Source organism: Nocardia yamanashiensis, assembly GCF_021183565.1.
Taxonomy (GTDB): domain Bacteria; phylum Actinomycetota; class Actinomycetes; order Mycobacteriales; family Mycobacteriaceae; genus Nocardia; species Nocardia yamanashiensis.
On sequence record NZ_CP089226.1, the window covers coordinates 6,632,655 to 6,653,620 of the forward strand.

General features: G+C 67.8%; 19 protein-coding genes. 13 read left to right on the forward strand and 6 right to left on the reverse strand.

Annotation, left to right across the window (positions count from 1 at the left end; genetic code table 11):
* Positions 1–10 precede the first annotated feature (10 nt).
* Positions 11–1,507, reverse strand: a complete 1,497-nt coding sequence (locus tag LTV02_RS30645) for an MFS transporter (RefSeq protein ID WP_408639276.1) — start codon at positions 1,505–1,507, stop codon at positions 11–13.
* 59 nt (positions 1,508–1,566) lie between these two features.
* Between LTV02_RS30645 and LTV02_RS30650 the strand changes: the two genes are divergently transcribed.
* Complete coding sequence (locus tag LTV02_RS30650) at positions 1,567–1,977, forward strand: MarR family transcriptional regulator (protein ID WP_233035239.1); 411 nt, start codon at positions 1,567–1,569, stop codon at positions 1,975–1,977.
* 48 nt (positions 1,978–2,025) lie between these two features.
* On the opposite strand, the gene LTV02_RS30655 is transcribed toward LTV02_RS30650, so the two are convergent.
* Together LTV02_RS30655 and LTV02_RS30660 are read right to left on the reverse strand one after the other, a co-directional pair.
* Positions 2,026–2,898 carry a helix-turn-helix domain-containing protein gene (locus LTV02_RS30655; protein ID WP_233035240.1) on the reverse strand — a complete coding sequence of 291 codons (873 nt, stop codon included), beginning with the start codon at positions 2,896–2,898 and terminating at the stop codon, positions 2,026–2,028.
* Between the two features lie 107 nt (positions 2,899–3,005).
* Positions 3,006–3,587 carry a DUF4282 domain-containing protein gene (locus LTV02_RS30660; RefSeq protein WP_067718226.1) on the reverse strand — a complete coding sequence of 194 codons (582 nt, stop codon included), beginning with the start codon at positions 3,585–3,587 and terminating at the stop codon, positions 3,006–3,008.
* Positions 3,588–3,936: 349 nt separating this feature from the next.
* On the opposite strand from LTV02_RS30660, the gene LTV02_RS30665 reads away from it, so the two are divergent.
* Positions 3,937–4,416 carry a hypothetical protein gene (locus tag LTV02_RS30665; RefSeq protein WP_157762472.1) on the forward strand — a complete coding sequence of 160 codons (480 nt, stop codon included), beginning with the start codon at positions 3,937–3,939 and terminating at the stop codon, positions 4,414–4,416.
* A 123-nt stretch (positions 4,417–4,539) separates the two neighbouring features.
* Here LTV02_RS30665 and LTV02_RS30670 read toward each other — a convergent pair whose 3' ends face one another.
* A complete protein-coding gene (locus LTV02_RS30670; protein WP_067718224.1) occupies positions 4,540–4,968 on the reverse strand; it encodes a helix-turn-helix domain-containing protein in 429 nt (142 codons plus the stop codon).
* A 131-nt stretch (positions 4,969–5,099) separates the two neighbouring features.
* Here LTV02_RS30670 and LTV02_RS30675 point away from each other — a divergent pair, with 131 nt between their 5' ends.
* Genes LTV02_RS30675 through LTV02_RS30685 form a run of 3 tightly spaced genes read left to right on the forward strand, consistent with a single transcriptional unit; the run spans position 5,100 to position 10,045 of the window.
* The gene (locus LTV02_RS30675) at positions 5,100–7,358 is read left to right on the forward strand and encodes a molybdopterin-dependent oxidoreductase (RefSeq protein ID WP_233035241.1); all 2,259 of its coding nucleotides are present in this window, start codon (positions 5,100–5,102) and stop codon (positions 7,356–7,358) included.
* A gap of 28 nt (positions 7,359–7,386) precedes the next feature.
* Positions 7,387–9,372 carry an adenylate/guanylate cyclase domain-containing protein gene (locus LTV02_RS30680; RefSeq protein WP_233035242.1) on the forward strand — a complete coding sequence of 662 codons (1,986 nt, stop codon included), beginning with the start codon at positions 7,387–7,389 and terminating at the stop codon, positions 9,370–9,372.
* Between the two features lie 16 nt (positions 9,373–9,388).
* Positions 9,389–10,045 carry a Crp/Fnr family transcriptional regulator gene (locus LTV02_RS30685; protein WP_233035243.1) on the forward strand — a complete coding sequence of 219 codons (657 nt, stop codon included), beginning with the start codon at positions 9,389–9,391 and terminating at the stop codon, positions 10,043–10,045.
* Between the two features lie 40 nt (positions 10,046–10,085).
* Here LTV02_RS30685 and LTV02_RS30690 read toward each other — a convergent pair whose 3' ends face one another.
* Complete coding sequence (locus LTV02_RS30690; RefSeq protein WP_233035244.1) at positions 10,086–10,646, reverse strand: MarR family winged helix-turn-helix transcriptional regulator; 561 nt, start codon at positions 10,644–10,646, stop codon at positions 10,086–10,088.
* Positions 10,647–10,713: 67 nt separating this feature from the next.
* Here LTV02_RS30690 and LTV02_RS30695 point away from each other — a divergent pair, with 67 nt between their 5' ends.
* From LTV02_RS30695 to LTV02_RS30710, 4 genes are all read left to right on the forward strand, one after another.
* On the forward strand, positions 10,714–11,394 hold the full coding sequence (locus LTV02_RS30695; RefSeq protein WP_233035245.1) for a hypothetical protein: 681 nt from the start codon (positions 10,714–10,716) through the stop codon (positions 11,392–11,394).
* Between the two features lie 33 nt (positions 11,395–11,427).
* A complete protein-coding gene (locus tag LTV02_RS30700) occupies positions 11,428–12,240 on the forward strand; it encodes an SGNH/GDSL hydrolase family protein (protein WP_233035246.1) in 813 nt (270 codons plus the stop codon).
* 10 nt (positions 12,241–12,250) lie between these two features.
* Positions 12,251–12,943: a hypothetical protein gene (locus LTV02_RS30705; RefSeq protein WP_233035247.1), complete on the forward strand. Its 693-nt coding sequence runs from the start codon at positions 12,251–12,253 to the stop codon at positions 12,941–12,943.
* 361 nt (positions 12,944–13,304) lie between these two features.
* Complete coding sequence (locus tag LTV02_RS30710) at positions 13,305–13,922, forward strand: pyridoxamine 5'-phosphate oxidase family protein (RefSeq protein ID WP_233035248.1); 618 nt, start codon at positions 13,305–13,307, stop codon at positions 13,920–13,922.
* On the opposite strand, the gene LTV02_RS30715 is transcribed toward LTV02_RS30710, so the two are convergent.
* Positions 13,919–14,374 carry a GtrA family protein gene (locus LTV02_RS30715; protein WP_084535318.1) on the reverse strand — a complete coding sequence of 152 codons (456 nt, stop codon included), beginning with the start codon at positions 14,372–14,374 and terminating at the stop codon, positions 13,919–13,921. The genes LTV02_RS30710 and LTV02_RS30715 overlap by 4 nt on opposite strands.
* A 66-nt stretch (positions 14,375–14,440) precedes the next feature.
* Here LTV02_RS30715 and LTV02_RS30720 point away from each other — a divergent pair, with 66 nt between their 5' ends.
* The 4 genes from LTV02_RS30720 (at position 14,441) to LTV02_RS30735 (ending at position 20,957) form a co-directional block, all read left to right on the forward strand.
* The gene (locus LTV02_RS30720) at positions 14,441–15,919 is read left to right on the forward strand and encodes an FAD-binding oxidoreductase (RefSeq protein ID WP_408639277.1); all 1,479 of its coding nucleotides are present in this window, start codon (positions 14,441–14,443) and stop codon (positions 15,917–15,919) included.
* Positions 15,916–16,677 carry a decaprenylphospho-beta-D-erythro-pentofuranosid-2-ulose 2-reductase gene (locus LTV02_RS30725; RefSeq protein ID WP_233035250.1) on the forward strand — a complete coding sequence of 254 codons (762 nt, stop codon included), beginning with the start codon at positions 15,916–15,918 and terminating at the stop codon, positions 16,675–16,677. The genes LTV02_RS30720 and LTV02_RS30725 overlap by 4 nt, the downstream gene beginning before the upstream one ends.
* A gap of 201 nt (positions 16,678–16,878) precedes the next feature.
* On the forward strand, positions 16,879–18,924 hold the full coding sequence (locus LTV02_RS30730; RefSeq protein ID WP_233041761.1) for an arabinofuranosyltransferase: 2,046 nt from the start codon (positions 16,879–16,881) through the stop codon (positions 18,922–18,924).
* 167 nt (positions 18,925–19,091) lie between these two features.
* On the forward strand, positions 19,092–20,957 hold the full coding sequence (locus tag LTV02_RS30735; protein WP_233035251.1) for a glycosyltransferase family protein: 1,866 nt from the start codon (positions 19,092–19,094) through the stop codon (positions 20,955–20,957).
* Positions 20,958–20,966 lie beyond the last annotated feature (9 nt).

Genomic DNA, 20,966 nt, shown 5'->3' on the forward strand with positions numbered 1-20,966 from the left:
CTGCTGCGGATCAGCCGACGAGCTCCAATTCGCGATCCTCTTCCCGCGCTTCGGCCTTGGCCCGCCGCTTGGGCAGGTAGACCGAGAGGGCGACCAGGGCGCCGACGATGGCGACGCCGGCGGCGAATTCCAGGCCCGGCTTGTAGGTGTCGAGCATGGCCTGCGGGCTCCGGTCGGTGTGCGCGCCGGAGGTGACGATGGCCGTGGTCACCGCGAGCACGATGGCCGCGCCGACCTGCATGGCGGTCTGCAGCACGCCTGCCGCCAGACCCTGCTCGTCATCGTCGATACCGCTGGTGGCCTGGATATTGATGGCCGGGAAGCCGACCCAGCCGATACCGACCAGCAGCACCGCGGGCAGCAGCATGGTCAGGTAGTCCGGCGCGGTGTCCAGGCGCAGGTACAGCAGGTAGCCCACCGACATGATCACCAGGGTGACGGCGATGATCGGCCCGGTGCCGAAGCGATCGACCAGCTTGTCCGAGACGAACGCGGAGGCGACCACCAGCAGACCGACCGGCAGCAGCGCCAGGGCCAGCTTCAGCGGGGACCAGCCGAGGGTGTCCTGCAGGTACAGGGTGGTGATGAACTGCCACGAGAAGTACGAACCGCCGACCGCGATGATGGCCAGGCTGGCCCGGACCAGCGAGCCCTTCTTCAGGATGCCGAGGCGCACCAGCGGGTACTTGACCTTGTTCTCCACGTAGACGAAGGCGGCGAACAGCACCACCACGGCGACGAAGGAACCGATGGTGCGAGCCGAGGCCCAACCGGCTTCCGGCGCCGAGACCACGGTGTAGACCAGCAGCAGCATGCCCGCGGTGGACAGCAGCGCGCCGAACAGATCGTGTCCGCCCTCTTCGGCGGGCTTGTCCTTGGGCACCAGGTAGAACGCGGCGACCAGCGCGGCGATGGCGATCGGGACGGGCAGCAGGAAGGTCCAGCGCCAGCCGAGACCGGTCATCAGACCGCCGAAGAGCAGGCCCATTGAGTAGCCGCCCGCACCGAACACGGTGTAGATGGACAGCGCCTTGTTACGGGCCGGGCCCTCGGGGAAGTTGGTGGTGATGATCGACAGACCGGTCGGCGCGGTGAACGCGGCGGCCAGGCCCTTGATGAAGCGGGTCAGGATGAGCAGCGGGCCCGAGCTGACCAGCGCGCCGGCCAGCGAGGCCAGGGCGAAGACCGCGAGGGCGATCAGGAAGACCTTGCGGCGGCCGAGCAGGTCCGCGGTGCGCCCGCCCAGCAGCAGCAGGCCGCCGTAGCCGAGGACGTAACCGCTGACCAGCCACTGCAGGGTGGAGGTCTCCAAGTTGAGTTCGGTACCGATGGAAGGAAGGGCGACGCCGATCATCGACACGTCGAGGCCGTCCAGGAACAGCACGATGCAGAGGGTGATGAGCATGCCCCAGAGCCGAATTGGCCACTGCGAGGAATCAGCGGCGACCGCTGATGGGCGGAAGGTCTCGGTGGAAGTCACGAGAGAGGACAGTACATGCGCACGCATCAAATGCACAAGCATTTAATGCGCTTGCATGATTTGCGGGACGCACTAAGATGGCGGCCATGCCGAAGTCGACAGCGCATGTCGCCTCGTCCGTGGATCTCACCCATCCCACGGGCTTGGTGAGTGAGTGGCGCGATCTACTGGCCCGGCACGCGACGACCTCGTGCGCTCTCGAAAAAGAACTGCAAGGACGCCACAACCTCGGGCTCAGCGAATTCGAGACCCTGGACCGGCTCATCGATGCCGGCGGGGAGAACTACAAGATGAGCGATCTCGCCAACGACATCCACCTCAGTCAGAGTGCGTTGTCGCGTGCGGTCGCCCGCTTGGAGAAGGACGGGCTGGTGGCGCGTTCGCTGTGTACCAACGATCGCCGCGCGATCTTCGTCTGCCTCACCGACAAGGGCCGGGAGCTGCACAAGCAGGCCGTGCCGACGCATCGCTCCGTACTGGAGCAGGTACTGCACTGAAAGCCGCAGGGGCCGAGGGTGATTGCCCCCGGCCCCTGCGCTTCGGTCCTACACCGACGCGCGGATCGTCTCGATCATCGGCAGTGCGTCCACGGCGATCGAGGTGACCCCGGTGAAAGCCTCCCGGTAGCGCTCCACATCGGGCTCCTTGTCGAGATACGACGACCCCGTCAGCGCCTCCACGTACACCACCGGCGGTTCGGTGGGATGGCCTGCGGCGCCGGGGAATTCGAGCAGCACGAAGCGCCCGGCATCCATGCCGTGGTGATACCCGCAGTCCGCCGGGACGATGCGCAGCCGCACATTGGGCAGCTCGCCCAGCCGGCGCAGCCGCTCCAGCTGCTCCACCACCACCTCGTCACCGCCGATGCGATGCCACAGCACCGCCTCGGAGATCACCACATCCACCTGCAACGGCGAATCCGGCCGGGACAGCAGGGCCTGGCGCGCGGTGCGCACCCGCACCCGGCGGTCCATCTGCTCGGCGGTGATGCCCGGATACGCACCCGCCAGCACCGCGCGCATATAGCCCTCGGTCTGCAGGAGTCCCGGAATCAGCTCGTTCTCGTAGGTGGTGAGCCGGGCCGCGGCCTCCTCGAGGCCGATATAGACCTCGTAGCCCTCGTCGATCACATCGCTGAACTCGGTCCACCAGCCGCGCGCCTTGGTCTCCCGGGCCAGCGCGGTGAGCGGGGCGATGGCGTCCTCGGGCGCGCCGTAGATCCGGCACATGGCCTCGACGTCCAGGCTGCGCAGCGACGTCTGCCCAGTTTCGATGCGCCAGATCTTGGCCTCGGACCATTCCAGCCGCTGGGCGGCGACCCGCGTCGTCATGCGTGCGCGATTACGCAGGTCACGCAATTGCCGGCCGAGCTGTCGCCGCGGCATGGTGGATCCGGTAATCCCCTGCGGTAGTGCCATCAATCCCCCTGATACCAGTGTGCGATTCGCATTGTTGCACAGGAGAACTCAGCGATCCATGCACGCGCGAAGCAAACCAGTGGATATGATGCCCGCTTTGCGTACCCTTATTTCCGGGACGACCGGCGGCGGAAGCGCCAGAACTGCACCGCCTGAACGTCTTTGGACAACTGATTGACAGGTTCCGCCACATCGGAAAGCGCCTGGAAGAGATCGTCGGCCATATCCGAGATGTGCTCCACCCGGGAAGCCAGCCGGGAGGCGTTCAGGACGAATTCCAGCAACAGGCGCACCACGGCGGCGATGGTCAGTCCCAGCGGGATGGCGAACACCACCGCGAACAAGATGCCCAGCACCATCGAAACCCGCCACAGCAGTACGGTTCCCGTGATCGGGATCGCGAAAGCGCCTGCCAGGCCGAGCAGATAGGCCAGCGGCAGCAGCGTGCGGGTGGCGGAGCGGTGGAACTGCACGTCCAGCAGCGCGCGGGCGGCGTCCACGCTCCAGGATCCGAAAGCGCCTGGGCTGGCGAAGGGTTCGACCGGGGTCTCCTCCTCTTCACCTTCCTCGGCGGCGCGCCGGGACATGCGCCGGGTCGCGGATTCCTTGAAGGCGGCCCACCGGCCCTCGGCCTCGAACTCTTCGAACTCCTCGAGTTCCACTGTGTTCCCGCCCGATTGGTCGGTCATGCCGACGCGCTCCTCTCCCACAGACCTTTTCGGCCGTGTGCAGTCTCACCGGTTCCGCCGCACGGCGGCAGAGTGGCGCGGTGTGTTCTAGAACACTTCCCGGATTCGCCGGGCCCAATCGCGGGCCCGCGCGGTGCGCGCGTCCCGCTCGCCCGGGCGCGCGTTATCGCAGGCAGCGGGCGCCGCGCAGCGATCTCGGCGCAAATGTGACACCGACCCGAACGGGTCGAGCGGTCTGCAAGATGTCTCGACATGCCACGCATTCGGACTGATTTGAAAAAGAACGTGTAACGCTCCGAACCGCTCGTACCGATACCCCGCACAGAGCAGGACAAAGATCTACCGGGGAATGGAGAAACCAGTGCGTACGACGCTTTCGTCAGCCGTCAAGGAATCTGCGCAGGAGTACATCCAGCGTGGCTGGACGGTCAACGAAACCGCCAACGGCATCTGCCTGATCACCGACGAGCAGATCTCGGGCATCGAGGTCACGGGCGACACCGCCGCCTTCATCCGTCGGTTCCTGCGGGCCAACGACCTCACCGGTCCGATCATCGAGATTCCGGGCGCCGAGCGCCGCGAGATCCACCTGGTGACCGGCCTGAGCAAGGCCGCCATGGCGATCGAGGCGCTGCGCGCCGCAGGGGCTGTTGTGCACACCGACGGCGCGGGCATCCCGCTGCCGCCGACTCAGCTCTCGGCCGCCGGTGCGGCCTGCTGGGGCGTGGCCCCGCACGAGGCCCGCTGGGTGCCTCCGGTCGTGGCGATCGCCGCGGCTGTCCGCGCTGCCGCCAAGGGCGCTCCGCAGGCGGCTCGTATCGCCTCCTGATCTCCAGCTCTGAATAAGCGATAAAAACCGCGAGTGCTCCCCGGCACCCGCGGTTTTGTCGTATCCGATCGAAAACGTTGCGAATTCATGGACTTTGCACATGAATTCGCAACGTTTGTTTTCTCATGCGCTGCGCAGCACGCGCAGGGCGCGAGAGTGCGGTTGCGCCACGGCCCTTCGCGGAGCGCGCGCGGCGGGCATCGGCGTATGGCCGAGGACGCGCGCTCGGGCCGCGCGGCGATTGGCGACGCCGAGCTTGCGCAGGATGGCCGAGACGTGGTGGTCCACGGTGCGCACCGACAGCACCAGGTAATCGGCGATCTCGGCGTTGGTGAGGCCCGCGCACACCAGATCCAGCACGTCCTGCTGGCGTTCGGTGAGTCCGGGCAGCGGGCGGGCGGAATCGCCGTCCGGGGCGGGCCCGGCGACCCGCACGAACAGTCCGGGTTCCCCGCCGATGGTCAGCGCCACCACCGATCCGGTGCCGGCCGCGACGTCCGCCCGGGCCGTCCGCAGTGCGTCGAGTGCTTGTGTCCGTTCCAGAAACCGCATACGGCAAGCCTGGTCGCGCCGGCGGCCCGGGTCTGTCCGCGCCGACACGCGAAATGTGTCAGCGCGCCGACACTTACCCGGCATTGATGCGGAAGTGTTTCACCTCCGGGGCCGACGCGCGATCATTGGTTATGACCCATGCCACGGACAGCAGCCGGAACCTGCTGCGCACCTGCCCGCTGTGCGAGGCGGTGTGCGGGCTCGAACTCACCCTGGACTCCGGCGACCACATCAAGTCGATACGCGGCGACCACGCCGATCCGTTCAGCCGGGGGTTCATCTGCCCGAAGGGAGCCACCCTCGGGCACCTGGACGAGGACCCGGATCGACTGACCGCCCCCATGATTCGCGATCGTGCGAGCAATACCTGGCGGGCCGTGAGCTGGGACGAAGCCTTCGGGGTGATCCGCGAGCGGCTGCCGCGGGTGAGCGCCGCGTACGGGAATCAGGCGGTCGGGCTGTACCTGGGCAATCCGAACGCGCACACCATCGCGGGCGCGCTGTACGTGCCGCTGCTCATCCGCGCGCTGGCGACCCGGAACCTGTTCTCCGCCAGCACCGCCGACCAGATGCCGAAGCAGGTGTCCAGCGGGCTCATGTTCGGCGATCCGCTGACCGTGGCGGTGCCGGACCTGGATCGCACCGACTATCTGCTCATGCTGGGCGCGAACCCGCTGGAATCCAACGGGTCACTGTGTACCGCACCGGATTTCCCGGGTCGGCTGAAGGCACTGAAGCAGCGCGGCGGCCGTTTCGTGGTGGTCGATCCGCGCCGCACCCGCACCGCCAAACTGGCCGACGAGCACCTGTTCATCCGCCCCGGCAGTGACGCCTACCTGCTGTTCGGCATCGTCCACACGCTCTTCGCCGAGAACCTGACCACGGTCCGCGTCGGCGTCTCCGGCCTCGACGAAGTACGCGCCGCCGCAGCGCCTTTCACCCCGGAGGTGGTGGCCGGGCGCACCGGCGTGCCCGCCGAGACCGTAATCCGCCTGGCCCGCGAACTCGCCGCCGCCCCGACCGCCGCCGTGTACGCCCGCATCGGCACCTGCACCGCGGAGTTCGGCACGGTCGCGCAATGGCTGGTCGACGTGATCAATGTGCTCACCGGCAATCTGGACTCCCCGGGCGGCGCCATGTTCCCGACCGGCGCGGCGCTCGGCATCGTCCGCACCCGCCCGTTCCGCACCGCCCGGTGGACCAGCCGCGTCCGCGAACTACCCGAGGCCATGGGCGAATTCCCGGTGGCCACCCTGGCCGACGAGATCCTCACCCCGGGCGAGGGGCAGATCCGTGCCATGGTCACGGTGGCGGGCAATCCGGTGCTGTCCGCGCCCAGCGGCGCGCGCCTGGACGCCGCCTTCGCCGACCTCGAATTCATGGTCAGCGTGGACCGCTATCTCAACGAGACCACCCGCCACGCGGATGTCATCCTGCCCCCGCCGCGCATCCTGCAAGCCCCCCACTACGACTTCGCCCTGCTCAATTTCGCCGTCCACAACTACGCCCGGTACTCCCGCCCCCTGGTGCCGCTGCGCGACGGTGAGATGTCGGAGGCCGAGGTGATCGCCCGGCTGGCCCTCGCGGTCTCCGGCCAGGAACCCCAGGAGGGCCTGGATCCGCTCACCGTCGTCGACGAGATCGTCATCGCGGGCACGCTGCACAAGGCCGGACTCTCCGACCGCCGCGCGGAACTGCTGGGCGACGACACCACCGAACAGCGCATCGATCTGATGCTGCGCCTCGGTCCCTTCGGCGAATGGGCGGGCGGAGCGCAAGGCATGGCCGCGCGGGCTCTGAACGAGCCGCCGAGCGAGGCGGCGGGCGATGGAACGCTGCCGGGCGGACTCAATCTGCAAGTGCTGCTGGACAATCCGCACGGCGTGGATCTGGGCCCGTTGCAGTCCCGGTTGCCGGGCGTATTGTTGACGGCATCGCGGCAGGTGGAGCTGGCGCCGGCGCAGTTGCTGGAAGACGTTGCGCGGCTGCGGGATCGGCTGGCGGCGGAGGCTCCGGAAATGGTGTTGGTGGGACGGCGGCAGCTGCGCTCCAACAACAGCTGGCTACACAATGTGCCGCCGCTGGTGGGCGGGTCGAATCGGTGCACGCTGCACATCAATCCGGAGGACGCGCTGCGACTGGGATTGAACGGCCTGGTCGTGGTGAAGTCGGCGGCCGGAACGGTGACGGTGGAGGTGGAGCCGACGGCGGACATCATGCCGGGCGTGGTGAGCCTGCCGCACGGCTGGGGCCACGGCGACAGCACACAGCAGGTGGCGCGGGCCCACGCGGGCGTGAACGCCAATGTGCTGACCGATGATTCGCTGGTGGACGCGCCGTCCGGGAATGCCGTGTTCAACGGCGTGCCGGTGACGCTCTCGCCCGCCTGAACCAACCCGATCAGGGGGAGACGAACGCATGTCGGCGATTCGGGTCGCGCTGTGGGCGGTGCATGTGGCACTGCCCGCGGCGGGTCTTTGGCTGTTGGTGTCGCATCCGGATCTCGACCACGAGTTCCAGCATCGCGGCCTGCACTTCTGGTTGATCCTCGGTGCGGCCGCGGTCTCGCTGGCGCTGGGCATCCTGCTGCTGCGCGCGGCCCGCGCCCACCGGGATATGCGCCTGATCCTGGTTTCCCTGGTGTTCCAGCTGAATTCGGGTTTCCTGGGCCTGCACGCGCTGGCCACCCCCGGGGTCATCCTGTCGACTCCGAATGTGGGCTTCACGGTTGCGGTTCCGGTCGGTATGGTGCTGGGCGGGCTGGCGGCATTGGCTTCGGTGGTGGAATACGGGCCCACCGCGCGGGCGCACCGGTTCACCGAACTCCTTGCCGCTCTGCCTCTCACCTTGATGACGGTCTGGGCGCTGCTGTCCCTGACCAGGGTGCCGCCCTTCGACGCGGTCCCCGACCCGTCGGAGGCCCAGGGCCCGCTGATCGCCGCGGCTTTCGTCGGTGCGGCCTGCTACCTGGTCGCGGCCGGTTGCTACATCTGGATCTACCTGCGCAATCGGGCCACGGTCCTGCTGTCGGTGCTCACCGCGTTCATCCTGCTCGCCGAGGCCCTCTTCGCCGTCGGCTTCGGCCGCAGCTGGCGGGTGTCCTGGTGGGAATGGCACGTCCTGCTGGGCGTCGCCTTCGTCCTGATCGCGGTCAGCGCCCACCTCAGCTTCCGCCGCGAAGGCTCCGCCCGCGGCCTGTTCGACAGCATCACCCAGCGCAGCACCCTCGCCGCCATTCAGCGCGATTACGCCCGCGCGCTGGAGGAAATGGTGTCGGCCCTGGACCAGCGCGCCACCGGCGGCATCGCGGCCGAAGATCCGCTCGGCCCCGCCGCCCAGCAGCTGGCTCGCCGTTTCGGCCTCACCGAACGCCAAGTGGCCGTCCTGCAGCAGGCCGCCCAAGCTCTCGGCAACGAACGCGAGCAGGTGCGGCGACTGGGCGCGCTGGTGGCGGTCGGCGAGCGCGCCAACGTGATTCGCGGCGAGAACCAGCTGCTCGCCGAGATTCAACGCCTGGCCGGCTTCGCCTTCGACCAGGACGTCGTCCGTATCGGCGTCATGCGCGGCGGCCACCTGGTCTTCGCCGACGGCGGCTCCCCCAATCCGGCCGCGTTCGCATTTCCGCTGCTGGTCAAGGGAATCCAGACCGGCATCCTGGAACTGGCCCGCCCACCCGTCGGAACGCTGGGCCCGGCGGAGCACGCGGTGGCGCGATCGTTCGCCGCCCAGGCCTCGGTGGTCCTGGAGAACGCCCGGCTGTACCAGCAACTGGACGGCCTGTTCCGCTCGTACATGTCCCCACAGGTCGCGACCGCACTATTGGCCGACCCCTCGCAAGCCGGACTGGGCGGCGAGGTGCACGAGGTCAGCGTGCTCATGGCGGATCTGCGCGGTTACACACCGTTCGCAGAGAAGGCCGGACCGGTACAGGTCATGCGCATGTTGAACACCTATTACGGCGCGATCGTCCCCGAGATCCTCGCCGAGGGCGGCACCGTGGTGCAGTTCGTCGGCGACGCGGTGATGGCGATCTTCAATGCCCCGGTGCGCCAACACGATCACGCCCTGCGCGCGGCCCGAGCCGGCCTGGCCCTGCAACGCGCGACCGCCGCCGTCCGCGAGACCGCCCACGGTGAGTGGCCCATGTTCCGGGTCGGCGTGAACACCGGCCCCGCCATCGTCGGCAATGTCGGCGCTCGCGAAATGCGCAACTTCACCGCCATCGGCGACACCACCAATCTCGCTGCCCGCTTGGAGGGTTTGGCCGAACCCGGCACCGTGGTGGTGGGCCCGCTGACCAGGCAACGCCTGGGCCCCCGAGCCGAGGTGGAAAACCTGGGCGACTTCGACATCAAGGGCAAGAGCCGCCCGGTAACCGTGTATCGCCTCACGGCCCTGCGGTGAAGGGAGGACACCCGTAATGGAATTCGAACTGCTGGAAGGCCTTTCACCCCAGGAACGCCGCCAGTTCATCGCCGCCTGCACCCCGCGCAAATTCCGCCGCCGCGACATCGTCTGCCACGAAGGCGACCCCGGCGACTGCGTCCACCTCATCACTTCCGGCCGCCTGGTGGTCCGGGTGACCACGCCGCTGGGCCACACCGCCACCCTCACGATCCTCGGCCCCGGCGAAATGTTCGGCGAACAAGCACTTTTGAGCCCCGACGCCCGCCGCACCGCCACCATCGTCGCCGTCACCGACGCCCAGACCCTCACCCTCAACCGCACCCAGCTCGAACGCCTCCGAGCCGAACACCCCCAGGTGGAACGCTTCCTCACCACGTCCCTGGCGGCCCAGGTCCGCCGCCTCTCCGCCGCCGTCCTGGAAGCCCTCTACCTCCCCGTGGAAACCCGCGTCCTCCGCCGCCTGGCCCACCTGGCCCGCGTCTACGGAGACGAGAACGGCGCCCCACCCGAAGTCCGCCTCACCCAGGAGGACCTCGCCTCCATGGCCGGCACCACCCGCGCCACCGCCAACAAAGTCCTCCGCGACCTCGAAGAACTGGGCATAGTCCGCCTCGGCCGAGGCACCATCTTCGTCCTCGACCAACCCCGCCTGAACCGCCGAGCCCGCTGACCCCCATCCTCGATCCCCACTCCCAGGCGAAGCGACCCCGCTATTTCGATTCATCCCCCAGGGTGCGATATCCGGGGTGCACTCCTGGCGTGAGCTGCTGCGCCGCAGCGAGTTTGGCGAGCAGCGCGGCGAATTGGTCATATTCGGTGTCGGTGAGACTCTCGAAGAGTGCGGCTTCATGAGCCAACGCCACAGCGGCCAGGCTGCCGAGCTTCTTGCCGCCTTCCGGCGTCAGATGCAGCTCGTGATTACGCCGATCGGTAGCGCTCCGACGGCGTTCGATCAGCCCCTGCTTATCCAGCGGATCGATGAGAGCGACCACCCGGCTCGGAACCACTCCTAGTTCGGCCGCGAGCGAGCGCTGACTACGCCCCGGCTCGGTGGCGATCATCCGCAGAATCCCGACTTCCGGTGGTGTGAGGCCGATTTCCGCTACGCGTTCGGCGAATCGCTGCGCCGCGAGTCCCCCGAGCTGCGCGAGCTGGAAGGCCGCCGCGCGCATGGGCCGGTTCGGTTGCGGCGCACCCGGTTCCACCGGCGGTAGCCAGGCCGGCCGCTCCGGATGCGGGTTCCGCACCCCCTCTTGCTCAGCTTCGGTCACGGGATTATCGTACACATCAGGAAATCGTTCACTCAACAGAACGATTCACTTCCAAGAATGGATAGCCATGGCCATTGCAGCCGCATCCCCGCTCGAACGCCCTGCCCGCTCCCTCGAACCACCGCTCGGCGCACTCGGCGCAGCGGCGGCCGGGCTGTTCGTCGCGGGGCTTGTGATCAGCACTGTCCGCGCTGGTGGGAGCCCATTTCCGTCGCCGTTCGGCACGGCGGGAGACGCGCTCGCCTATTTCCGGGATCACCCCGCCGCCGTTCGGACCGGCGCGGTGCTGCAATACGCGGCCGCGATTCCACTGGCCCTCTATGTGGCGGCGGCCGTCACCCGGCTGCGGCGCTACGGCGACGACTTCGGCACGGCGCTCACCACGCTCGGCGGCGGACTCGCGACGGTGTTCCTGCTGGCGTCCGGCGCGGTCAGCTGGGTGCTCACGGTGCCCGAGGTGACCACCGACCTGAGCACCGTGCGCGCCGTCCACACCCTCGCCTTCCTGCTCGGCGGCCCGGCCAATGTGATGACCACCGGCCTGCTCATCGCCGGGATCGCCATCGGCGCTCAGGCCCGGAACATGCTCGGCCCGTGGCCGATCCGTATCGGGTTGGGGATCGCGTTCGTCGCCATGCTGACCACCATCGCCCTGACCTTCACCGGCGCCGCCTTCCTGCTGCCCATCGCCCGCTTCACCGGCATGGCGTGGCTGATCGTCGCCGGATTCCGGCTTCCACGCGCGTAATTCCCTCCCCCACAGCACTATTCAGGAGTAGTCATGAACCTCGATCTGACCGCCAAGATCATCCGCTTCCAGCAGCCCGAACTGTCCCTGCCGTATTTGAACGGAATCGACGAAGCGCACCTGGCCGCGCTGTTCGGCTTGGAGGCCGACGAGTACCGGGCGTTGCGCGCGGAGCTGGACGCCCAGGTCCGCGCCGCGGCCGCCGACCTGCTCACCGAACCGGAGTTCGCCGAGCTGGTGGATCGGCTGCCGTTCGCCCCCGGCGCCCGCGTGGTGGCGCTCGGCGAGAGCAGTACCGCGGATCGCCTGTCCTGGTTCGAGATCCTGCGCCACCTGCTGGAACTACGCCGCCCCGACGACCGCATCACGCTGACCAATCTCGCCATTTCCGGATCCACCACCACGCAGGTTCTCAAGTCCTCGGGCGCGCTCGGCTTCCATCGGCCCGACTGGGTGCTGTGCCAGCTGGGCGGTAACGACGCGCAGCGCCTCGGCCCCGACGGCCCGCGCGTGGTCAGCGCGGACGAGACCGCACGCAATTTCGGGCTGCTGCGCGCCCAGGGCGGCAATGCCCGCTGGGCCTGGCTGACCCCGACCGATATGGACGAGGCGCTGATCGCGGAGTTCCCGCCGTTCCGGGCGAACGGAATCAGCTGGCGGGCAAAAGATCACGAGGAGACCGCGGCCACGCTCGACGCCCGGCCCGAAGTCGTGATCGATACCTTGACCGTCACCCATCCGACACCCGAGCACCGGCTGTTCGAATCGGACGGCGTGCACCTCACCCCCGCCGGGCAGATCGCCGTCGCGCGGGTCGTGGTGGCCGAGCTCGCGCTGCTGGACTGAGGGAAAACCGATGCGAATCAAAGCGATCGCCCTCGGCGCACTGATCGCGGCGGGCGTCTGCGCCACCGCTACGGCGGCCCCGCCCGAACCGAGCACAGCCACCGGCCCCGGCATCGGCTTCACCGCCACCACCATCGGCGATACGGCCGTCATCACCCTCGATGCGGGCGCGATCGAACTACACGACGACGTGCTCACCCTGCAGACCGCCGGCCACCGGGAACTGGCGCGCGCCGAAATGTCCTTCCGCGTGGACGATTTCACCTTCCCGATCGCTGCCGAGATCACCGGCCGTACCGCCACCCTCACCCCGCTGCTGGATCGCGAACACGCCGTCTACTCCCCTGTCGCCCTGCCGTTCGAGGATTCGGCGGGATTCCAGACGCCGTATCAGCGCGAGACCGCCGCCTGGAATCGCCTGATCGGCACCGTCGGTCTGGGTGTTTCGATGGGCACGCTGGTCGGCGGGCTGGGCGGCGCGGCGGTCGGCTGCGCGCTCGGCGGCATCGCGGGCGCGACGGTGGCGGCCGGCACCATCGTCGGCCTGTTCGGCCCGTTCCTGCCCGCCGCGGCGGTGGGGTGCCTGGGCGGCATCGTGGCCGTCGGCGGATTGGGCACGGTGGCGGGTCAATTGCTGGTGGCGGCGCCGGTCGCGGTGCTGGCCGCGGTTCAATACTTCGCCACCATTTCCGCGCCCATGTGAGTGATGATCGACGTTCGCTAGGGGGATGACACCCGGCAACATCCGGACAAAGTATGCAAAAAGGACTTTCCAGGATTGCGAAAACGCCCCGCCCCCTAGGGAACTCACCGACCCCGTGCCCGAACTGGTCGGCAGCATCCCCATAGCTAAGCGACGAAGGTCCCTTGTGAAAGATTTCATCCGGGAGGATCCTCGCTCGGGAAGCTTGGACCTTCGCCAGTCGACCGCCCCTTCACCAGGGACGATGCGACGGTTCACGCATTCGCCACACGAAAATAGTTAAACCGTATAGCATTTCGGATGGCCGAGATTCGTGGCCGAGCCTCTTCCATCTGGTGTTCAGCTACCCAAGGGGTGCACGATGCCCGGTCTCAGAAACGGCAGCGACGGCGAACGCGAACTTCAGCAGCGTTACGGCACCGAAGAACGGGCGGAACGCTTCTACAACGATCAAGTCCGAGAACGCTTGAACGAGCACATGATCGAATTCATCCGGCGGATGGATATGGCTTTCATCGCCACCGCCGACAAACACGGTGAATGCGATTCCAGCTTCCGCGCCGGCAAACCCGGATTCCTGCACGTCATAGACGAGCGCACCGTCGCCTATCCCGAATACCGGGGCAACGGCGTGCTCGCCTCACTGGGCAATCTGCTCGAGAACCCGCACATCGGCATCCTCATGATCGACTTCGTGCGCGATCTCATCGGCCTGCACATCAACGGCACCGCCCGCATCGTCGACGACACGCTCATGCGCCGCTGCGTGCCCGATCTGCCGCCCGACGAACGCGGGCGCATCCCCGAACGCTGGGTGGTGGTCGACGTGGAAGAGGCGTACATCCACTGCCGCAAGCACATCCCGCACCTGGTGCCCGCCCAGCGCGAGAGCCGCCAGTGGGGCACCGACAACGTGCGCGCCAAGGGCGGGGACTACTTCCACGCGAAGCAAGAGTCCCGCACCCTCGTCGACTCCTAGTGGATCTTGAAGATCACAGCGCGCTGGACGATGAAGTTGATCACGGTGGCGGTGCCCTGCGCGACGCAGAAGGCCAGCCAGATCCGCCACCATTCATCGGGCAGGGCGTAGTAGCAGACCTGGTTGATGCCGACCTGGATGGCGAAGGTCACCGCATAGAGAATGACTACGGCGATGAACCTCTTGCGGCTCGGCTCGGCCTTGAACGTCCAGCGCCGATTGATCAGATAGGCCGTCGTCGTCCCCGCGATGAAGCTGATGGCCTTCGCCACCGGCAGCGGCACGCCGAACACCTTGAAGAGCAGCGTGTACAGCCCGAAGTCCACAATGGCGGATAGCCCGCCGGTGACGCCGAACCGGATGATCTGGGTCTTCAGATCGACGTCCGTACCACCCGGCTCGTCGACGAGGGGCAGCTCGGGCGGGAGGGGCAGATGCGGTTCCGCGGTCACAAACTCCAGAGGGTAACGCCCGCGACCGAGGACACAAGCCGCGCGCCGTTTATCCCTGTAGCCTCTATGCCGATGTCCACGAAAGCTCAGACCACCACGGAAGCCGCCGCTAGCCCGGCGAGCGATGGTGCGGACTCAGCGTCGACCGGCTCCTTCGAACTGCCGACGCGGACTCGCACGCTGACCGGATGGGGTCGCACCGCACCCACCACGTCCGAAGTCCTCTCCACCAGCGACCCCGAGCTGATCGCCAAGGCGGTCGCCATGGTCGCGGAGGACAACGACTCCAAGCCCGCGCACCTGCGTCGCGGCGTCATCGCGCGCGGCCTCGGCCGCTCCTACGGTGACCACGCGCAGAACTCGGGCGGACTGGTCATCGACATGCCCGCGCTCAACCGCATCCACCGCATCGACCGCGATTCCCGCCTGGTCGACGTGGACGGTGGCGTCAGCCTGGACCAGCTCATGAAGGCGGCGCTGCCGTTCGGGCTGTGGGTGCCGGTGCTACCGGGCACCCGCCAGGTCACCATCGGCGGCGCCATCGCCTCCGATATCCACGGCAAGAACCACCACTCCGAGGGCTCGTTCGGCAATCACGTCCGGACCCTGGATCTGCTCACCGCCGACGGCAAGGTGCAGACCATCGGGCCGAAGAAGAACGCCAAGCTGTTCTGGGCGACGGTCGGCGGCAACGGCCTGACCGGCATCATCCTGCGCGCCACCATCGAGATGATCCCGACCGAGTCGGCGTACTTCATCAACGACGGCGTGAAGACCACCACGCTGGACGAGACCATCGCGGTCCACAGCGACGGCAGCGAAGAGAACTACACCTATTCGAGCGCGTGGTTCGACGTGATGAACCCGCAGCCGAAGCTGGGTCGCGCCTGCTTGACACGCGGCCGCCTGGCCAAGGTGGACGAGCTGCCGAAGAAGAAGCAGAAGAATCCGCTGAAGTTCGATGCGCCGCAGCTGATGACGGTGCCGAACATCTTCCCGAGTTTCACCGCCAATCGCCTCACCCTGGGCGCGGTCGGCGAGGCGTATTACGCCATGGGCGGCAATTACACCGGCAAGATCCAGAACCTGACGCAGTTCTATCACCCGCTCGACATGATCGCCGAGTGGAACCGGGCCTACGGTCCGGCCGGATTCCTGCAGTACCAGTTCGTGGTGCCGACCGAGGCCGTCGAGGAATTCAAGCGGATCATCATCGATATCCAGGCGTCCGGGCACATTTCGGCGCTGAACGTTTTCAAGCTTTTCGGCGCGGGTAACCCGGCACCGTTGAGCTTCCCCATGCCGGGCTGGAACATCTGCGTGGACTTCCCGATCCGGCCGGGTCTCAACGAGCTCGTCACCGATCTCGACCGCCGCGTGCTGGAGTTCGGCGGCCGGCTGTACACCGCGAAGGATTCGCGTACCAACGCCGAGACCTTCCACCAGATGTACCCCCGGATCGACGAGTGGATCAAGATCCGCCGAAGTGTCGATCCCACAGGCGTTTTCATGTCCGATATGGCGAGAAGGCTGGAGCTCCAGTGATCAATGCGGTAGGGAACCCGCAATCCATTCTGCTGCTGGGCGGCACCTCGGAGATCGGTCTCGCGATCTGCGCCGAGTACCTGAAGAAGGGCCCCGCGCGCGTCATCCTGGCCGTGCTGCCGGGTGATCCGCTGCGCGAGGACGCCGTCGCCACCATGAAGGCGGCGGGCGCGTCCGAGGTGCAGGTCGTCGACTTCGACGCGCTCGACACCGAGAGCCATCCGAAGGTCATCGAGCAGGCGTGGGCCAATGGCGATGTGGATGTCGCGGTGGTCGCGTTCGGTATCGACGGCGACGGCGAGATCTTCTGGCAGGACCAGCGCAAGGCCGTCATGATGGCCGAGATCAACTACACCGCCGCGGTTTCCGTCGGCGTGCTGCTCGGCGAGAAGATGAAGGCGCAGGGGTACGGCCGGATCCTGGCCATGTCCTCGGTCGCCGGTGAGCGGGTGCGCCGCTTCAACTTTGTCTACGGCTCCACCAAGGCCGGCCTGGACGGTTTCTACCTCGGTCTCGGCGAGGCGCTGGCGCCGTTCGGCCCGCGCGTCACCGTGATTCGCCCCGGCATGGTGCGGACCAAGCTGTCCGCGCACGCCAAGGAGAACGGGCTCACCGTCGACAAGGAAGACGTGGCGGCGATGGCCGTGGCGGCGTCGCAGAAGGGCAAGGAGATCGTCTGGGTCCCCGGTCCCATCCGCTTCGTGATGGCGATCCTGCGGCACGTGCCGCGCCCGATCTTCCGGCGTCTGCCCGTCTAGGCGGAATACGACAGCAATGCAGAGCGGTGGCCGACCGGCCACCGCTCTTCGCATATCCGGGCCGCCCGCGCCGCTGCGGGCAGACCCGGTATCCGGGGTGCGCCCGGTTAGGCTTCGCAGCGGCAGACGGTCCATCGAAGCGAATCCGGAGGCGGAGAGCGAATGAGCGAGCGGGAATCGGGCGGCCGGGCGGCGGTGCTGATGCGGCAGGCCGGCGGGGCGCTTGGTGAGGCCGTGCTCGCGGCCGTCGTCGCGGCGGTGGTGGCCGGGATCGGGCTGGTGGCGTTCGGCCGGGTGGATTGGCCGGCGTTCAACTCCTCCAATGTGACTCGCGCGCTCACCACGGTGGGGCAGGTGATCGCGCTCGCCATGCTGGTGGGGGCGATCGTGCTGATCCGGCTGCGGAAGTGGCCGTGGCTGGCGAAACTGCTGTCCTGGGGCGGGATTTCGGCCTTCGTGACCGTCACGCTGGGCATGCCGCTGGCGGCCACCAAGCTCTATCTGTTCGGTATGTCCGTGGACCAGGAGTTCCGGACGCAGTACCTGACGCGGCTGACGGACTCCGCCGCACTGCACGACATGAACTACGTGGATCTGCCGCCGTTCTACCCGGCCGGCTGGTTCTGGTTCGGCGGGCGCTTCGCGAGCCTGACCGGGATGGCCGGCTGGGAAGCCTTCAAGCCCTACGCGATCCTGGTCCTCGCGGTCGCGGCCGTGGTGGCACTCGTACTGTGGTCCAACCTGATTCGCGCCGACTGGGCGGTCGCCGTGGCCGCCGCCACCACCGCCGTGACGCTGGCCTACGGTGCGCCCGAGGCATACAGCGCCGTACTGGTGCTGCTGCTCGGACCGGCGCTGCTGCTGGCCTGGGGCGCGCTCTACCGGCCCGCTGAACTGGCCTTGCCGACCGTGCTCGCCGCGCCCGGCGTCGACGCGCCCGAATCCGCACGAGGCGGCGAACGGGCCACCGCGGGCGGCTGGGGTGCGGTCATCGGCGCGGGCCTGTTCCTGGGCGTGGCCGCGACCTTTTACACGCTCTACTTCGGCCTGGCCGTGTTCACGGTCTGCCTGATGGCGGTCATCGCGGCCGGGCTCATGCTGCGCGAACGCGTGGGAGCGCTGCGCACGCAACGGCATCGGGATGCGGCGGCGCGCAGCACCGCGGGCGGGCAGACCGGCGACGCGCTGACACCTGGTGTCCGGGTTCCCGGGGTGTGGGCGGTGCTGCGGCCGATGCTGGCGCGGCTCGTCGTGATGGGTCTGGTGGCCGGGCTGATCTCGTTGACGGTGTGGACGCCGTTCCTGCTCGACTTCCTCAGCGGCAAGGCGTCTTTCGCGGGCGGGTCGGCGTTCCACTATCTGCCGGAGTCGGGTTCGCGACTGCCGCTGCCCATGTTCGAGTTCTCGCTGGCCGGGGTGTTCTGCCTGGTCGGGCTGATCTGGCTGGTGGTGCGGGCGGGGAGTTCGCGGCGGGCGCAGGCGCTGGGCATCGGGGTGCTGGCCGTTTATCTGTGGTGCCTGCTGTCGATGCTGGCCACCGCCGCGGGGACCACGCTGCTGGGGTTCCGGTTGGAGGCGCCGCTGTACGCGCTGCTGGCGGCGGCCGGGGTGTTCGGGTTCGCGGAGGGCGCGCGGGCGATCTACCAGGTGCTGAACGAGCCGGCTCGATTCCGGGTGGCTGCGGCGGCGGTGGCCGTGGTGGGCGCGGTGGCGTTCGCGCAGGAGATTCCGCACGTGCTCACCAACGAGATCAATACCGCGTACACCGACACCGACGGCAATGGTCAGCGCGCGGACAAGCGGCCGCCGTCGGCGGTATCGCATTACGCGGCCATCGACGCGAAACTGCGGGAGCAGACCGGGCGACCGCGGGACGAGACCGTGGTGCTCACGGCCGACACCAGCTTCCTGGCCGTCTACCCGTACTACGGATTCCAGTCGCTCACTTCGCATTACGCCAACCCCCTCGCGGACTTCCCGGGCCGGGCGGCGGAGATCAAGCGGTGGTCGCAGCTGAAGACGCCCGCGGAACTGGTGGCGGCACTGGAGCATTCGCCGTGGCGGGCCCCGGACGCGTTCCTGTTCCGGCGCTCCGGTGACGAGTACACGCTGCGACTGGCCGAGGACGTGTACCCGAACGATCCGAATGTGAAGCGCTACACCGTCGCTTTCCCCAAGACGCTGTTCGAGGACCCGCGCTTCACCACGACGGAGATCGGTCCGTTCACCCTGGTGGTCCGCAAGTGAACGCGAAAGTCTCGACGAGATAACGAGACAAGGATCACTTATCCCCAGATTTCGGTCGATTTCTGGGGATAAGTGCAAGTTTCTGTGGATAACTCAGACACTTACCAGCGCAATCTCAGTGGAACCCGGTAGCGTGGGCCGCTGGTTGTAACGGCAAGGAGTTATTTGTGACACAGGGGTGGGAGGCCGACCGCGTCGAAACCGACTCGGCGGTAAAGGTTCTCGATCGAACCATAACAACGGAAACCTCACCCCCACGGCTCAACACGCCGCAGCGGGTGCTTCGGCGCGTCCGGAGCGCCAAAACCGATCTGATCATCGCCACCGGCTATCTGTCGCTGGCCGTGCTGGTGCTGTCCGGCCAGTGGCTGCACACCGACCGCGGCTACCTCATCAAGAGCGGCCAGGACCAGACCATGTGGGAATGGTTCTTCGCCGTCACCGCGCACCGCATCGCGCACCTGGAGAACCCGCTCGGCACCGTCCTGCAGAACTATCCCGACGGCGTGAACATGATGGCCAATACCGCCATGTTCGGCGTCGGCGTGCCGCTCACCCCCGTCACCCTGCTGTTCGGGCCGACCGTCACCTTCGTGCTGGTGCTCACCCTCGGCCTGTTCGGCACCGCCTTCGCCTGGTACTGGCTGTTCTCCCGCGAGGTGGTGCAGTCGAAGTTCGCGGCGGCCATCGGCGGCCTGTTCTGCGGGTTCGCGCCGGCCATGATCTCGCACGCCAACGCGCACCCCAACTTCGTGGTGCTGATGCTGCTGCCGCTGATCGCGCTCCAGGTCATCCGCATGGCCAAGCGCGCGGGCACGACCCCCGAACGGCGCAAGGCGCGGCGCAATCGCGATGCCTTCATCCTCGGTCTGCTGGTCGCCCTGCAGATCGCGCTGGGCGAGGAACCGCTGCTCATCTTCGCGCTCGCCTTCGGCCTGTTCGCCATCGTCTACTACCTGCACACGCCGCGCGCCGGGCTGCGCGCGCTGCGCACCATCACCCCAACCGTGCTGCTGGCGGCGCTGATCACCATCGCGTTCACCGAGATTCCGCTGTGGTGGCAGTTCTTCGGGCCGCAGTCCTACCGTTCCATCGACCACGGTCCGATGGGCAACGATCTCAAGGCGCTGTTCCAGTTCCCGTCCGAATCCCTCGGCGGGCTGGTCTCGCACGGCCAGAACGTGAGCATCAACGCCACCGAGGAGAACTCCTACTTCGGCTGGCCGCTGCTGCTGGTGCTGCTGGTCACCACCGTGCTGATGTGGCGTGAACGCGTGGTGCGGGCCGCCGCCGTGGTGATCGTGTTCTTCACGGTGCTGTCGCTGGGCTCCACGCTCATGATCGGCCGGCACGATACGAAGTTCGCGCTGCCGTGGAAGTGGCTGGAAGAGGTGCCGCTGCTGAATTCGGTGCTGGAGTCGCGGTTCACCATGGCGGCCATCCCGGCCATCGCGCTGATCCTGGCGGTGGCGACGCAGCGGGCGCTGGAGTACTGGCGGGCCTCCGCCACGGACTGGCGGCCGCTGGCGTGGTTCGCCGCGCTGGCGTTCACGCTGCTCACCGTCACGCCGACGATTCTGCCGGTGGTGCAGCGCGCGCCCACCCCGGACTTCTTCGCCGACGGCACGGTGCGGCAATACGTTTCGGGCGGATCGGTGGTCATCGCGCCGCCGCCCACCCCGCCGGACGCGCGGGCGCTGCGCTGGCAGGCCGACGCCGACTTCCAGTTCCCGCTGGCCGGTGGCTATTTCGTCGGGCCGACGGGGGTGGACAAGAAGGGGCGCTACGGTCCCGACGACCGGCCGACCGCCAGCCTGCTCATCAAGGCGCAACAGGCCAATCGGGTGCCGGTGATCGACCAGGCCGCCAAGGATCAGGCCTGGGCCGATCTGCGGTACTGGCGGGCCGACGTGGTGGTGCTGCCGCCCACCGACAACCGCGACACGCTGCGGCTCACCGTCGACCAACTGCTCGGCTTCCCCGCGAAATACGTTGACGGCGTGTGGGTGTGGGACGTGCGCGGGCAGATCTAGACAGTCGAG